Raw genomic sequence first — 15,924 nt, forward strand, 5'->3', positions numbered from 1 at the left:
GTAATGCAAATTGCCAAAGTTCGCGGCACAGTAGTTAGCACCCAAAAAGATCCAACTCTTAGAGGTGTGAAACTACTATTGTTACAATTAGTAGATGAAAACGGCAATATCCTACCAGAGTATGAAGTAGCAGCAGATATTGTGGGAGCAGGAGTAGATGAGTGGGTACTCATCACTCGTGGTAGTGCCGCTCGTCAAGTTGTTGGCAATGAACAGCGTCCATTGGATGCAGCAGTTGTGGCGATCATAGATACTATTTACGTTGAAGATCGCCTCATTTACAGCAAAAAAGATCAATATCGATAGTCATTAGTCATTAGTCATTAGCTCTCGACAAAGGACAGATGACTAATGACAGACAATACAGGAGGAATCTCGCGATGGCAGTCCGCAGCACGGCGGCACCCCCAACCCCGTGGTCAAGGAATTTAGCTGAACCCGAAATCCATGAAACTGCCTTTGTACATTCATTCTCCAATTTGATTGGGGATGTACGACTAGGTGCAAATGTAATCGTTGCTCCGGGGACTACGATTAGAGCGGATGAAGGCACACCTTTTTATCTGGGTGAAAACACCAATATTCAAGATGGTGTTGTCATTCATGGGTTAGCGGAAGGTCGAGTAATTGGCGATGACCAAAATAAATACTCAGTATGGGTTGGTAAAAACGCTTGCATTACCCACATGGCTCTAATTCACGGGCCAGCTTATGTAGGTGATAATTCCTTCATTGGCTTTCGCTCTACGGTGTTTAATGCCAGGGTGGGTGCAGGTTGCATCGTGATGATGCACGCTTTAATTCAAGACGTAGAGATCCCCCCAGGTAAGTATGTACCTTCGGGAGCGATAATTACCAGCCAGCAGCAAGCCGATCGCTTGCCAGATGTGCAAGATCAGGATAAAGAATTTGCTCATCATGTGGTTGGGATTAATCAAGCATTACGAGCTGGTTATCTCTGTGCTGCGGATAGCAAATGTATAGCACCCATCCGGGATGAGAACGCTAAATCTTATACAGGTAATGGTATTACTGTTTTAGAGTTGGAAAGGAGTAGTGAAGTGTCGAGCAATAGCTTGGGTGCAGAAACAATAGATCAGTTGCGGTATCTATTGGGGCAAGGGTATAAAATTGGTACGGAACACGTAGATCAAAGACGTTTCCGCACGGGTTCTTGGACTAGTTGTCAACCAATCGAACCAAGATCGCTCGGTGAAGCGATCGCAGCATTAGAAAGCTGTGTAAATGAGCATAGCGGCGAGTATGTCCGACTGTTTGGCATTGACAAAGATAGACGGCGTGTGCTAGAAGCCATCATCCAACGTCCCGATGATGATGCAAAACCAGCAACCAGCTTTAAAGCGCCGACTGGTCGTAGCAATAGCAGTTACAGCAGTAGTAATGGTAATAGTAACGGTAACGGTTCTAGCAGTGGCAAAGTCAGTGGCGAAACACTAGAGCAAATCCGCCAACTCTTGGCAGGTGGTTACAAAATTGGCATGGAACACGTAGATGAGCGTCGTTTCCGCACTGGTTCCTGGACTAGTTGCACGCCAATTGATGCAACTTCCACAAATCAAGTCATCTCCGCTTTGGAAGAATGTATAGCAAGCCATCAAGGCGAGTATGTACGTTTAATCGGTATTGACACCAAAGCCAAACGGCGCGTACTAGAGACCATTATCCAACGTCCAAATGGTCAAGTAGCTTCCTCTGGTGGTCAGAAATCATTTACTACTAGTGCAGCACCCTCTGGTACGGGAACAGCTAGCAGTAACCGTTTGAGTTCTGAAGTAGTAGACCAACTCCGGCACTTATTGGCTGGTGGCTCAAAAATTAGCCTTGAACACGTAGATGAGCGCCGCTTCCGTACAGGTTCCTGGACTAGTACCGGTCAAATTCAAGCCTCCTCAGAAAGAGAAGCGATCGCAGCCATAGAAGCACACCTCGGCGAATACGAAGGGGAATATGTACGCTTAATTGGTATTGACCCGAAAGCCAAACGGCGGGTACTAGAAACCATTATCCAACGTCCAAATGGTCAAGTAGCCTCCTCTGGTGGTCAGAAATCATTTACTACTAGTAGTGCGCCCTCTGCAACAGCCACAGCCACAGCTACTGCTACCCGCTTGAGTAGTGAAGTAGTAGACCAACTCCGGCATTTATTGGCTAGCGGCTCAAAAATTAGCATTGAACACGTAGATCAACGGCGGTTCCGTACAGGTTCCTGGACTAGTACCGGTCAAATTCAAGCCTCCTCAGAAAGAGAAGCGATCGCCGCCATAGAAAGACAACTTGGCGAATACCAAGGTGAATATGTGCGCTTAATTGGTGTTGACCCTAAAGCCAAGCGTCGCGTATTAGAAACGATTATTCAAAGACCATAGTAGTGCTGAGTTAAAAGTGCTGTTAGCGGATAGCTAGGGTTTAGCCCGTGCTGAGTTAACACTTTAAAGACACCAGTCACACCAACTGTAAACTCAGATTTTAGAAGATACTAATTACTCAGCACTCACCACTCAGCACTCACCACTCAGAACTACATCCGGCTTCCGAGGTTAAAATTTCCATGTCTGTGCCGCTACTGCGCCTCAGCAATAACTTTGATACTTACATTAGTGGTGAGGTGACTATTCATCCAAGCGCGGTACTTGCACCTGGGGTGATCCTCCAAGCGGCTGTAAATAGCAAGATCGTCATTGGGCCAGGGGTCTGTATTGGCATGGGAGCAATTCTCCAAGTCCATGAAGGCACTCTAGAAGTAGAAGCAGGTGCAAACCTGGGAGCCGGTTTTTTGATGATTGGCAAAGGCAAAATTGGCGCAAATGCTTGTATTGGTTCGGCTACTACAGTTTTTAACTATTCGGTTGAACCTGAACAAGTAGTACCGCCTGGTTCAATTTTAGGAGACACTAGTCGGCAGATTGAGCCAACAAAACAGCTAGAAGCATCTACAAATAACCCAACTTCTACTACAAATACACCACCGAAGGAAGAGCAAAATAGCTCAGGTGGAGTTAAGGAAAAGGTAGTTTCCTCAACTAACCTCTCAGCTTCGGCTTTTGTAGATTTCAAACAAAACAAGTCGATTTCTTATTTTAAATCTCCCACCACTCCCGAAAGTCAGTCTCCTCTCGTGGAGGAACCGACCAATGATGCTAACTCCACTTTGGAGTCAGCCACCGAACCGTCTACAGAACATAACTTAGACCCCAGTCAGTCCGCCACAGAACCCCCTAACGGTTTTGGGACTCAAATTTATGGACAAGGGAGCATAAGCAGACTGTTGACTACACTGTTTCCTCACAGACAATCCTTGAACGACCCAAACCCTGACGATTAGTCAGAGTAAGTGTTAATTGTAAGGTGTCGCCTTTTTCCGTATTTTGGAGAATTCATCATGGAAACATATAATCAACGGTCTATTCGCACCATCCAGGGAGCGAGTAGTCAAGAAACCTTTCAAGATACTGCTTTGGGTTTAGTTTCTACCCGTAGCTTTCCGGCGATCGTTGGGACGGCGGATATGATGCTGAAATCGGCAGGAGTTCACTTGGTTGGGTATGAAAAAACTGGTAGTGGTCATTGTACTGCGATCGTCCGGGGTGGAATTGCTGATGTGCGTCTGGCGGTAGAATCAGGTGTGCAAACGGCTGAACAGTTTGGTCAGTTGGTTTCTAGCTTAGTGATTCCCCGACCTTATCCCAACCTAGATATAGTGCTTCCCATCACAACCCGTTTCACTAAATTGATGGAAGAGGGCAATTACAGCCGTCTGAGTAATCAAGCAATTGGTTTGGTAGAAACGCGAGGATTTCCCGCGATGGTCGGAGCGTGTGATGCGATGCTCAAAGCTGCTGATGTTCATTTAGCAGCTTATGAAAAAATTGGTGCGGGTTTGTGTACAGCTATTATTCGGGGTTCCGTAGCAAATGTGGCGGTAGCAGTGGAAGCGGGAATGTTTGAAGCAGAACGCATTGGGGAATTGAATGCAGTGATGGTAATTCCTCGGCCGCTGGACGAAATGGAGTTAACTTTGCCATTAGCAAGCTGCTGGATAGAAGAACGCGAACCGTTAAACTTGCCAGTGAATATTAAAGAACAAGTTGCGGAAATCGAGGTACTAAGATTACCAGACTTAACCAAGCTACCTACAAAAGTTCAAGAAGAATTATGGAATGATGAATGATGATAGATGAATTTTGTCAAATCATCATTCATCGTTTAGATGGAAGGCATCTTACGCTTAAGCTATTCTGAATAATAGCTTTTTCAATCTATAAATAAAATACCTTTATTTTAATAACACTGATAGAGTTTTATCTATGATAAAACTCGTAACTTTCTGTGAGCATCACTATATCATTTGCCAGTGTTCAGCAATACTAGTTTTATATCTATTAATCGCTATATATAGGAGAATCACCCTTGAACCAAGCGACGCTGCACCAGTTAAAGGTGTTCGAGGCGGCGGCACGGCACAGTAGCTTTACTCGTGCTGCTGAGGAATTGTTTCTCACCCAACCTACAGTCTCTATGCAGATCAAGCAACTAACAAAATCGGTAGGTTTGCCATTATTTGAGCAAGTGGGAAAGCGATTGTATCTGACGGAAGCAGGACGGGAATTATTTGCTACTTGTCGGCAGATTTTTCACAATATAGCCCAGTATGAAATGAAGGTGGCAGATTTAAAAGGGCTAAAGCAGGGACAATTACGTTTGGCAGTGATTACAACAGCAAAATATTTTATCCCACGTTTGTTAGGACCATTTTGCGAACTTTATCCAGGGATTGATATCTCGCTGCAAGTCACAAATCACGAACAAATTTTGGAACGGATGAGTCAAAATTTGGATGACTTATATATTATGAGTCAAATTCCAGACAATATAGATGTGACTTGTGAACCATTTCTAGAAAATCCTTTGATAGTCTTTGCACCGACTAATCATCCTTTATCCAAAGAAAAAAATATTCCTATACAACGCCTGTCTAACGAACCTTTTATTATGCGGGAACCAGGTTCAGGAACTCGTCGCGCCGTCCAAAAGCTATTTGAAGAAGAAGGGGTAACGGTAAAAGTCAAGCTAGAATTGGGAAGTAACGAAGCAATTAAACAAGCGATCGCAGGTGGTTTAGGAATTTCTGTTTTATCCCGTCATACCTTACTATCAGACGCTTCAGAGTTCAGCATTTTAGATGTACAACACTTTCCCATTCAGCGGCATTGGTACATGGTTTACCCATCTGGCAAGCAGCTATCTATCGTCGCTCGTGCCTATTATGAGTATCTACTAGCTGCGGCAAAGAATTTTGTCGCTCAAAAAGCTGATACTGCTCATAGCACGTTTGAACAAATTCATGGATAAGAGAATTCGTAATTCGTAGTTCGTAATTATGAATTACGAATTCTCTAAAGGGGTTGACTGTTAGACCGGTAAACATTGACAATTAACCAGCAGAATGATTAAAAATGGGGGAAAACTGGCAGTGGTTAACCCGGAAATACCATCTTGGCGCAAAACAGTACAAAGCGAGATTGTAGCTGTTACCGTGTATGCTGACAGAGCATTGGTTACACGGCGAGGTGTAGTTGATTTAACAGGAATTGAACAGGAATTAGTAATTACCCCAGTGCCAATGACTCTAGAAACTGAGTCTATCAGGGTTAGCGGTACAGGTACGGTAGGGGTGCGCTTGGTGGGAGTTAGTAGCGATCGCATTTACACTACTGAACCTGTAGTGGAACGAGTCGCACATTTGACAAGGCAAATTCAGCAATTAGAAGCAGAAAAACGCCACCTGCAAGCTCAGGTAGATGCTTTAGCATTGCAATCTAGTTTTATCGCTGGCTTACGCGAAAAAACAGAAGAACCCTTTTCACAAAGTTTGTCTCGAAAAAATCTCAGCCTCAGCGAAACTTTGGATTTTTTGAACTTTCTTGGAAGCCAGTATAGTGAGTATGCGATCGCATCTGGAGAGTGCAAAACTCAACAGCAGGAATTAGATAAACAACTGCAAGCACTCTACACCTCATTGCAAATAATCCAAACGCCCCATCCTAAAGAGAGTTTTAGCTTAGTTGTAGCCGTTGAAGTAGCGGGTGAAGGAGAGTTTGAATTAGAGGTATCTTACATAGTAAATCGTGCTAGCTGGAATCCGCTTTATGACTTGCGCTTTAGCACTACCAGCGATATTGTGCATCTGAGCTACCTTGCAGAAATCACTCAAAGCACTGGCGAAGATTGGATTGGTGCAAATCTCACCCTTTCTACCGCTAAACCGGGATTAGGTACACTTCCACCTAAACTTGAACCTTGGTATATTGATGCGCCACTTCCTCAAAGAGTGCGACGATCTCGACTAGCTGCCCAGGCACCACTACTGCCTAGCATACCAGAACCGCCTGCTTCTGCTGCCAGAGCAGATTGGCAAGAACAAGAAGAAGTTGCAGAGGATAGTCTTATCGCAGCAGAAACCGTTACAGCAGAAGTATCCAAAGAAGGTAGTGTAGTTACCTTTAAATTGAATGGCGGTGGTAATATTCCCAGCGATGGCGCACCTCATAAAACTACAATTTTCAATGATGATTATCCTTGTAGCTTCGATTATGTGGCAATGCCGCGCTTGGTAAGTTTTGCTTATCTACAAGCGAATGTGAAAAATAGTCCCAACGGTGCGACTTTGTTACCAGGCAAAGCAAATATTTTCCGCGACAACGTTTTTATTGGGACAACTCATTTAGAAAATATTTCACCAGGGCAAGAGTTCAAACTGAACTTAGGAATTGACGAAGGTTTAAAAATTGAACGCGACTTAGTTGAGCGCCTGGTAGATAAAAGATTAATTAGCAACCAGCGCCGGATTACTTATAGTTATCGGTTGATTGTTACTAACTTACTAGAGAAAGAAGTAAATCTAAAATTAACTGAACAATTGCCAGTTAGCCGCAACGAGCAAATTAAAGTACGCCTCAGTCGCAGCAACCCACAAATTCAACTCGGTGAAATGGGGATTTTAGAATGGCTGTTAACTCTTCCAGCCCAAGAGCGACGAGAGATATATTATCAGTTTAATGTTGAACATCCGCCCGACTTAATGGTAGTTGGGTTAGAAATTTAGGGAATCTTAAAAATTGAAGGAGGCAGAAAGAGCAAATCAGCTATAGGATTCGATCCCTCTTGATTTGGAGCCACTGACACAGCCAAGTTGAAGAAAGGTTAGCAGCCTCAGAAACTTCTAGCTCGACTTTTTCACACAAGTACAATTATGCCCCAATTTACTGGGGTTTTTTATTGCAATCAAGTTAAAAAACTCTTTAGACGCGCAGCGACGAGTTATATCATGTCCGCATAATTAGTTATGATTCCCACAGTCATTGCACCCCAACCCCTCCCCGCTCTTCGGGAGGGGAGACAAAGCGCAGCTTTGGCGGGGTGGGGTTCTTGAGGTTTAGTAAGTAATCAAGCGGACATGATATTAAGAGACATCCGGTGTTGGCAGACTCGAATCACTTTGCCAGAATCCGCGATCGCAGATAAGTTAGCTTTATAATTACCATCAGTCTTTTTTTGTCAAGTCCTATTGACGCTTTGTAACGAAATTGTTATATTTAGTTACATAAGATAACAAAACAAAGAAAAGAAAAAACCATGTATACCACCACTAACGAAGACGGCATTCTCAACAACTACGCAGCAGAACCCAAGATGTACTACGCTGAGTACCCAGCAATTTGGGAACAACGTAAATACGGTTTACAGGGTCTTTTTGCAACTTTAATCGTCACCGCTTTAGTTTTGGTTGGTTTGAGTGTTAGCTAAGATTTTTTGATTTCAGTATCGCTGTATCTCATCGTCATTCAAACTTCTCTCTATAACCTCGGTTAGTTTCGCCGGGGTTTTTTGTGTTTTACGTATCCCAAACGGCAGTGGTGTGCTGATAAGTCAGTTTTATATTTACCATCAGTATTTTTTTGTCAAGTCTTATTGACGATTTGTAACAAAACCGTTATATTTAGTTACATAAGATAACAAAACAAAGAAGAGAAAAAACTATGTACACCACCACTAACGAAGAAGGCATTCTCAACAACTACGCAGCAGAACCCAAGATGTATTACTCTGAGTACCCAGCAATTTGGGAACAACGTAAATACGTTTTACAGAGTCTTTTTGCAACTTTAATCGTCACTGCTTTAGTTTTGGTTGGTTTTAGCGTTAGCTAAGATTTTAGATTTCGGTATCGCTGTATCTCATCGTTAATCTCACTTCTCGACTTTACCTCGGCTAATTTAGCCGAGGTTTTTTGTTTTTATACATCCCAAACGGCGAGTGTATTATATTGTCAAACAAGTGCGTTAACGAGTCTTCTTCCAAAGGCAGACACCAAGCATCACAGTTATTGGCTGGTATCGCTCAAATCAATAACATATTTTGTCGCCCCGTCAGCAACAAACCACTGGTCAGCCATAAAATAAAGACAAATCAATAAAAAGGGGTGTTTATGGCAACCCAACTCGGTGAAGCTAAATCTTCAACAGAACTGGTAATATCTTGGGAAGCATTGCCCGCAGATTTTCACCTAGAGGATGAACCAGTGGAAAATACAGGTCAGCCACTATTGGCTGGTGCTTTGCGTGAAAGCCTTGAAATAAGTGGTTTCATCCAACCGCAGATGTTAATAGCCTCAAATTTTGGACTTTGTGCGACGATAAACGGGCAATTTATAGCTAAAGCACCCAACTGGGTTTATGTGCCATCGGGAAATCAGGTTTTAGGAGAACACAAAAGCTATACACCTAATTTAGATGGAGATATTCCAGCAATTGTGATGGAATTTCTATCTGACACTGAGGGTGGAGAATACTCTTTTAAACGAACCTATCCACCAGGAAAATGGTTTTTTTACGAGCAGATTCTTCAAGTCCCAATTTACATAATTTTTGATCCAAATGGTGGTTTATTAGAATTTTACCAACTCGAAAACAGGCGCTACGAGTTAAAGCAACCTGATGAAAATGGTCGTCATTGGATTGATTCAATGGGTTTATTTCTGGGAACTTGGCAAGGAACAAAAGAAGCCAGAATTGGTTACTGGTTGCGCTGGTGGGATGAGGGAGGTAATTTGTTACTTTGGGCAGTGGAACAAATCGAACAGGAACGCCGACGTGCCGAACAGGAACGCCAGCAAAAAGAACGGCTAATTGCCTATCTAGAATCTCAAGGTATCGATCCAAATAATTTGCCTTAGCATATACAAATAAAATTTTCAAGTATTTGAGTGACTCAGTTTAAGCAAATAAGTGCTGCACCCGTTAAGTTTACCAAGGAGTGGGGCATCATACAGAAATTCAAACGGGTGAAAAAGCTACTCGCCGACAAAAAAGCACAAAAGGAAAAAAATAAGTTTTTGCTGAATCAAAAGCCAGAATTATTCGTCATTTAAACTATCAATTCCCTACTTAATTTCTCCTGGAGGATGATTTATGTCATCACAAATGCTGCGGTTGATATCTTTGGGCAGTCTTGGCTTATCTTTGTGTTTGGGCAATTCGGCAGCAATGGCGCAATATGATTCTACTGGCGATGGTGTAGTAGTACCAACAGTACCATCAGGTGGCACATCAGCACCAGTCCCAATAGACACATCGACAGGTGTACCACCTTCACCCTCCGCTGATGGTACAACTCGGTTTACCTGTCAAACTTATAATGGACAGTACACTGTCATGTATCAGCCACAAAGTCAACCAGGACAATTCTTTCCTTGGGCAGCACCTGCGGCTTTAGGTGGTGGTTGGGACGCACAAAGGCGTTGTACAGCAATTGCCAGTCGCTTGGAACTTTATCGTCCAGATGGTTTACAAGAACTTCAGACATCTGTAGAAAATAACGAAAATACTGTCTGCGTCACAACTGAAGCTAATCCAACCTGTAGAATTGTGCTGACAGTCCCCCGTGGAAAAGATCCTGTTGTTATCCGCAATAGCATTTTTCAGAACTTGACTACTGCTGACAGTGGACAACAGACTATAGCTGTTAACACTTATGGCGATCGCAGTAGTGGAGGCAACGAATTATATAATTTAGGACGCACACTTCTAGGCAGTGGCAATAATCGGGTTAGTTCATCTAGAAGTGGGATTAATCTGAAACCTTTCCTCGATCGTCAAGATGGCGGTACTGGAAACAATTTGCGGAGTGGAGTAGCAATTCGTCGTCAGTCTCAACCTAACGGTGTTCGTCTAAGCCCTGGTAAGTTCCGGTAAGCAAGAGTGGCTTTTAATACAAAATGACTTTCAAATAAAAAATATCCAACTACTTATTGTGGGGCGGACATGTTGTCTGCCTTTTTTTATGGGCGTAAAATTGCTGTCCCTCGGACTTCTTCGAGATGCCGGGTATCTAAATCCAATACTGTTTGGTTAAGGCAAGAGACGCGATAAATCGCCGTCTCTACAAAAGACTGATTATTGTAGCGATTTATCGCGTCTTTGTGATTTATAATTTTCATCAAAAAACCTTAACCGAACGGTATTCGATCTAAATCCATCTGTATATTATTTATTCTTTTAACCTTTTGCTATCAGTTTCTTAACGTTGCTGAGATAACTTAAAGTTGCTGAATATGGATTAATACTAGTAAAATACGTAGCTTTTTTGACTACAAAATAGTTTTTATTGATAGTGATATTGCGATTGTCAATGTGACTTGATTATGTTTGCAAATTATTACTGAACATCAGCTTTTCAGGCGATTTTGAAACAATACAAAATAAATTGAAGGAGACGTTATTAATGGCTTTGACACAAGGCGATATTGCTTTTATCTCTTTCAATGCTGATGAAGATGGCTGGTCTATTGTCACATTTGTAGATATAGATCCGAATACAACTATTTATTTTAGTGACGGCACAGCTTCGAGTCCAACCGCCATTGGTAGCACTGAATCTTCGTTTGTATGGAATACGGGATCTCAGACAATTGCCGCTGGTACTGTAGTTCGCTTTAGTGCAATTGACAGCACTAGTCGCGCATCATCTATTGGTACATTTACAGTTGTTAACTCAAGTAACCTGGGACTCAGTGCAACTGCTGAGACTGTTTATGCCTTTTTAGGAAATAGTGGCACTGCCCCAACTACAATTCTGACTGCCGTCTCCAGTGAGGCGAATAACAACAGTTTGGCTACTGTTGGGCTAACTGATGGAGTTAATGCGATCAAACTCACCAGTAGCACTGACTATGGTCAGTATACTGGTTCCCGTAGTGGAGAAGCCAGTTTTGTCAACTATAAAGCGTTGGTTAACAACAGTGCTAATTGGACAGTTGATGTCGGAGGTGACGGGGCAACGGTAATTCCTAACACCACAAACTTGGCGATCGCTAGTGGAAATCCCATAATCAATTTATCCGTCAACAGTAACTCAGGAACTGAAGCAGGTACAACCCAAATTACTGTCACCGCTACTGCTTCTAATCCTGTTTCCGGGAATCAAACAGTTAACTTAAGTGTAGCCGGAACTGACATCACCGCCGAAGATTACAATCTCAGCAACAATATCATCACAATTCTTGACGGGCAAACCGCAGGTTCTGTCACCTTCACCGTTGTCGATGATGCTGTGATTGAAAGCACAGAAACCGCTACCCTGACAATCAATAATCCTTCCGCAGGTATTACACTCGGCACTACTTCCCAGAATATTACGATCGCTGATAACGATATTGCGACCAACAATAACTCTAGCATTTTGAAGAAAATTGGCAGCTTCACCAGTACTAATGGAGCCGAAATATCCGCCTTTGATTCAGGAAGCGATCGCTTATTTGTGGTTGCTGGCAGCATAGTTGAAATTTATAATGTCAGCAATACAGGAACGCTAACCTTAGCTGGTTCTTTGGCAACAGGATTTACGCCTCCCGCAGGGACACAAGCTATTCCCAACAGCGTTGCAGTGAAAAATGGTATTGTCGCAGTCGCCTACGCCATTCAAAACACCACCACAAACGCCCAACAGACAGGACAGGTGAGTTTCTACAATGCCGCCGGCACATTCTTGAACTCGGTGGCGGTGGGTGCATTACCCGATATGCTCACCTTTACGCCCGATGGCACGAAGGTATTAGTAGCAAATGAGGGAGAACCCAACAGCTATGGGCAACCAAATTCGGTAGATCCTGAAGGTTCAGTCAGTATTATTAACATTGCTGGTGGCGTGGCGAATGCAACCGTTGCCCAAGCCTCGTTTACAAGCTTCAATAACCAGATTGCAACACTCAAAGCCGCAGGTGTGCGGATTACTGGCCCCGGCTCGACGGTGGCACAAGACTTAGAACCAGAGTATATTGCTGTATCTCCAGATGGTCAAACTGCGCGGATTACCTTGCAAGAAAATAATGCGATCGCTATTCTGGATATTGCCAGCGCCACCATCACCAATATTTTGCCTCTGGGTACGAAAAATTACAATCTTCCAGGTAACGGATTGGATGCTAGCGATCGCGATGGTAAAATTAATATTCAGAATTGGCCAGTCTTTGGGTTATATCAACCCGATGCGATCGCTAGCTTCACCGCCAACGGACAGACTTACTACATCACCGCCAACGAAGGAGATTCCCGCGACTACACTGGTTTTAGCGAGGAAATCCGGGTAGGCGCAAATGGATATGTCTTAGATCCAACAGTTTTCCCGAATGCGGCTGCCCTGAAGCAAAATACTAACCTGGGACGGTTAACCGTTACAAATGCCACAGGAGACACGGACGGAGACGGAGATTTTGACCGCATCGAAGCATTTGGGGGACGTTCCTTTTCGATTTGGAATGCCAGCGGCAATCAGATATTCGACAGTGGCGACCAATTTGAACAAATTACGGCAACCAAAGTACCAACTTTGTTTAACTCAGATGGTGCAGCTGATACCTTTGATACCCGCAGCGATAACAAAGGGCCTGAACCCGAAGGCGTGGCGATCGGAGTCATCAACAACCGCACCTATGCTTTTATTGGTTTAGAACGCACTGGCGATGTCATCGTTTACGAAGTGACAAATCCTAACAAGCCAAGTTTTGTTCAATATATCAACACTCCTGAAGATACTGCGATCGAAGGGCTAACCTTTGTCTCGGCGGCTGACAGTCCCACAGGCAAGCCTTTGTTAGTTACTACAGCCGAAGTCAGCAAGACGGTTGCGGTATTTGAAGTAACTCCATCTGTTCGGATTAGCGACATTCAGGGAACGGGGCATATCTCATCCTTTAGAAATCAGACTGTCAGCAATGTAGCGGGAATTGTCACGATTAAAGCAAGTAACGGTTTTTACTTGCAAGACCCCACTCCAGACAGCGACGATGCCTACGGCGGTAAACTACGCACTTCTGAAGGTCTTTTCGTCTTCACCTCATCAGCACCAACCGTATCCGTCGGCGATTCCATATTAGTCAGTGGAACAGTTACAGAATTTCGTCCCGGTAACGATGCCAATAATTTAACCAAAACACAAATCACCACTCCCACAATTGTTACCGTTTCTAGTGGCAACGATCTACCCACTACTACAATCCTTGGTAATGGTGGTAGAACTATCCCGACAACGGTAATCGATAACGACACGATCGCTAATATCGAAATTGGAACAACCACCTTTGATCCTCCCCAGGATGGCATCGACTTCTATGAAAGCCTAGAAGGAATGCTGGTACAGGTGAATAACCCAATTACCACTTCACCCACTGCAAACTTTGGCACATCAGAAGAAATTTGGGTATTAGCAGATAATGGCGCAAATGCCACGGGTAGAACGGTTCGCGGTGGGAGCCTGATTAGTGCTTCAGACTTCAATCCTGAGCGGATTCAGATAGATGATCTGAACAATTTTTTAGTGTTACCTGAAGTTAATGTTGGTACGCAACTTAGTAATATTGTCGGTGTCGTTGACTACAGCTTTAACAACTATGAAGTTCTAATATCGGCTGCTCCCACAGTAGTACAGAACAGTAACCTTCAAAAAGAAGTCACTAGCCTAATTTCTACCACCAACCAACTGACGATCGCTACCTACAACGTCGAAAATCTCGATCCAGGTGACGATCCAACCAAGTTTAACAACTTGGCTAACCGCATTGTTAATAATCTCAAATCACCAGATATCATTAGTCTCGAAGAAATTCAGGACAACAACGGTGCAACAAATGATAGCGTAGTTGATGCCAGCACTACCTTCCAAAAGTTAATTGATGAAATTACTGCTGCTGGTGGCCCCACGTATCAATATCGCCAAATTAACCCAGTAGACGATACGAACGGCGGTGAACCTGGTGGAAATATCCGGGTAGGTTTCTTATTTAATCCCAATCGTGTCAACTTTGTAGATCGCCCTGGCGGTACTTCCACCACCAGCACCACAGTTACTAATGTCTCTGGTGTTCCTACAGTTTCTAATAGTCCTGGTTTAATTGACCCCACCAACTCCGCCTTTACCAGCAGTCGTAAGCCGTTAGTAGGTGAATTTACTTTCAACGGTGAAACTGTTTATGTAATTGGCAACCACTTTAATTCTAAAGGTGGCGACCAACCATTATTTGGGCCGAATCAACCACCAACTCTTAGTAGTGAAACCCAGCGTCAGCAACAAGCTACCCTGGTGAAAAATTTTGTTGAGAGTATTTTAGCGATCGCCCCCAATGCCAATATAGTAGTGGCGGGTGACTTAAATGACTTTGAGTTTTCCAACCCTGTCAGCATTGTAGAAAGCGCCGGGCTAACTTCCTTAATTGAAACTCTGCCGCAAAATGAGCGTTACACCTACAACTTTGAAGGTAACGCCCAAACCCTTGACCACGTTTTAGTTAGTAACAACTTGCTCAACAACCTGGATGGCTATGATGTAGTTCATATCAATTCAGAGTTTGCCGACCAGGATAGCGATCATGACCCTAGTGTGGCTCGGTTTAATCTCCCTAAAAATAATGCTCCCACGGTAGTACAACCAATTGACGACCAAATCATTTCTACTAATAGAGCTTTTTCTTTCAATATCAGTAACAAATTTGCTGATGTAGATCCAGGTGACACCCTGACTTACAGTGCTACAGGTTTACCCACTGGTTCTAGTATCATTGCCAACACAGGTGTGATATCCGGCACTATCTCCCAAATCGGCATTTTCGCAGTCACAGTTACCGCTGCTGATGGTAAAGGCGGTAATGTTAGCGATACCTTTGATTTGACTGTTGCCAATAACAAGGCGACATCTGGTAACGACATCATCTTTGTCAGCGAACTTACTGGTTTGAACAGATACATAGTCAATGCTCTAGCAGGGAGCGATTGCGTCATCGGCACTAATACCAGTGAATTAATCGACGGTGGAGCAGGCAATGATTACCTGGATGGCAAGGGAGGCATAGATGTACTCCTTGGTGGCGATGGCAATGACACCATCTTAGGTGGACTTGGCAGTGACGGACTTTCTGGGGGCAATGGTAATGACCGTCTGGTTGGTTGGGGCGGTGGCACAAACGAAATTGACCTCCTTAACGGCGAACAAGGTGTAGATACTTACGTTTTAGGTGATGCCACTTCAGCTTTCTATACCAGTTCTCGCAACAATGATTATGCCGATATTCTCAACTTTCAAGCAAATGATTTAATTCAGCTTCAGGGAGTTGCTAACAATTACTCACTAGGGTCAGTTAGATCGGCTGTAGGTATTTTCACCAACAATGGAACGGAATTAATTGCTGTTGTGGAAAACGGGTTAAACCGCAATACAAATTTGGCAACAGATACTCGTTTCGTCTTTATTTAACGCAGATTTAATCAAACTCCGATTTCTCTGTGTACTCTGCGCCTCTGCGGTTCCCCACTCCCAAATTTCAAAGCAGTCTCATGTCTAGAATCTATCTCAGAATTA

General features: G+C 43.6%; 12 protein-coding genes. 11 read left to right on the forward strand and 1 reads right to left on the reverse strand.

The annotated features are described in order from the left end of the window. The first annotated feature begins 3 nt into the window (after nt 1-3). From CDG76_RS25360 to CDG76_RS25395, 10 genes are all read left to right on the forward strand, one after another. Nucleotides 4-306, forward strand: coding sequence for a EutN/CcmL family microcompartment protein (locus CDG76_RS25360; RefSeq protein WP_094327600.1), 303 nt, complete (start codon nt 4-6; stop codon nt 304-306). 74 nt (nt 307-380) lie between these two features. Then, on the forward strand, nt 381-2,387 hold the full coding sequence (locus tag CDG76_RS25365) for a ribulose bisphosphate carboxylase small subunit (RefSeq protein ID WP_094351665.1): 2,007 nt from the start codon (nt 381-383) through the stop codon (nt 2,385-2,387). Between the two features lie 182 nt (nt 2,388-2,569). Further along, nucleotides 2,570-3,343 carry a transferase gene (locus CDG76_RS25370; protein WP_094351666.1) on the forward strand — a complete coding sequence of 258 codons (774 nt, stop codon included), beginning with the start codon at nt 2,570-2,572 and terminating at the stop codon, nt 3,341-3,343. Between the two features lie 57 nt (nt 3,344-3,400). Next, nucleotides 3,401-4,189: a BMC domain-containing protein gene (locus tag CDG76_RS25375; RefSeq protein WP_094351667.1), complete on the forward strand. Its 789-nt coding sequence runs from the start codon at nt 3,401-3,403 to the stop codon at nt 4,187-4,189. Between the two features lie 239 nt (nt 4,190-4,428). Then, entirely contained in the window at nt 4,429-5,370 is a 942-nt protein-coding gene (locus tag CDG76_RS25380; protein ID WP_094351668.1) for a LysR family transcriptional regulator, read from the forward strand. 121 nt (nt 5,371-5,491) lie between these two features. Then, nucleotides 5,492-7,123 (forward strand): mucoidy inhibitor MuiA family protein, encoded by a 1,632-nt coding sequence (locus CDG76_RS25385; RefSeq protein WP_094351812.1) that lies wholly within the window; start codon nt 5,492-5,494, stop codon nt 7,121-7,123. Nucleotides 7,124-7,653: 530 nt separating this feature from the next. Next, entirely contained in the window at nt 7,654-7,824 is a 171-nt protein-coding gene (gene psb34 / locus CDG76_RS36510; RefSeq protein ID WP_143854171.1) for a photosystem II assembly protein Psb34, read from the forward strand. 233 nt (nt 7,825-8,057) lie between these two features. Beyond that, a complete protein-coding gene (psb34, locus tag CDG76_RS36515) occupies nt 8,058-8,228 on the forward strand; it encodes a photosystem II assembly protein Psb34 (RefSeq protein WP_143854172.1) in 171 nt (56 codons plus the stop codon). Between the two features lie 278 nt (nt 8,229-8,506). After that, a complete protein-coding gene (locus tag CDG76_RS25390; RefSeq protein WP_094351669.1) occupies nt 8,507-9,253 on the forward strand; it encodes a Uma2 family endonuclease in 747 nt (248 codons plus the stop codon). Nucleotides 9,254-9,488: 235 nt separating this feature from the next. Further along, nucleotides 9,489-10,271 (forward strand): COP23 domain-containing protein, encoded by a 783-nt coding sequence (locus tag CDG76_RS25395; RefSeq protein ID WP_094351670.1) that lies wholly within the window; start codon nt 9,489-9,491, stop codon nt 10,269-10,271. A gap of 86 nt (nt 10,272-10,357) precedes the next feature. Here the strand turns inward: CDG76_RS25395 and CDG76_RS37675 are convergent, their stop codons facing one another. Next, nucleotides 10,358-10,516: a hypothetical protein gene (locus CDG76_RS37675; RefSeq protein ID WP_190240980.1), complete on the reverse strand. Its 159-nt coding sequence runs from the start codon at nt 10,514-10,516 to the stop codon at nt 10,358-10,360. 284 nt (nt 10,517-10,800) lie between these two features. Here CDG76_RS37675 and CDG76_RS25400 point away from each other — a divergent pair, with 284 nt between their 5' ends. Further along, entirely contained in the window at nt 10,801-15,819 is a 5,019-nt protein-coding gene (locus tag CDG76_RS25400) for a choice-of-anchor I family protein (protein WP_223265377.1), read from the forward strand. Nucleotides 15,820-15,924 lie beyond the last annotated feature (105 nt).

Source organism: Nostoc sp. 'Peltigera membranacea cyanobiont' 210A (assembly GCF_002246015.1).
Lineage (GTDB): Bacteria > Cyanobacteriota > Cyanobacteriia > Cyanobacteriales > Nostocaceae > Nostoc.

What these genes read in the sequence shown, in the direction of transcription:
- CDG76_RS25360 (WP_094327600.1), top strand. Translation starts at nt 4, where the DNA reads ATGCAAATTGCCAAAGTTCGCGGCACAGTAGTTAGCACCCAAAAAGAT.
- CDG76_RS25365 (WP_094351665.1), top strand. Translation starts at nt 381, where the DNA reads ATGGCAGTCCGCAGCACGGCGGCACCCCCAACCCCGTGGTCAAGGAAT.
- CDG76_RS25370 (WP_094351666.1), top strand. Translation starts at nt 2,570, where the DNA reads ATGTCTGTGCCGCTACTGCGCCTCAGCAATAACTTTGATACTTACATT.
- CDG76_RS25375 (WP_094351667.1), top strand. Translation starts at nt 3,401, where the DNA reads ATGGAAACATATAATCAACGGTCTATTCGCACCATCCAGGGAGCGAGT.
- psb34 (WP_143854171.1), top strand. Translation starts at nt 7,654, where the DNA reads ATGTATACCACCACTAACGAAGACGGCATTCTCAACAACTACGCAGCA.
- psb34 (WP_143854172.1), top strand. Translation starts at nt 8,058, where the DNA reads ATGTACACCACCACTAACGAAGAAGGCATTCTCAACAACTACGCAGCA.
- CDG76_RS25390 (WP_094351669.1), top strand. Translation starts at nt 8,507, where the DNA reads ATGGCAACCCAACTCGGTGAAGCTAAATCTTCAACAGAACTGGTAATA.
- CDG76_RS25395 (WP_094351670.1), top strand. Translation starts at nt 9,489, where the DNA reads ATGTCATCACAAATGCTGCGGTTGATATCTTTGGGCAGTCTTGGCTTA.
- CDG76_RS37675 (WP_190240980.1), bottom strand. Translation starts at nt 10,516, where the DNA reads ATGAAAATTATAAATCACAAAGACGCGATAAATCGCTACAATAATCAG.
- CDG76_RS25400 (WP_223265377.1), top strand. Translation starts at nt 10,801, where the DNA reads ATGGCTTTGACACAAGGCGATATTGCTTTTATCTCTTTCAATGCTGAT.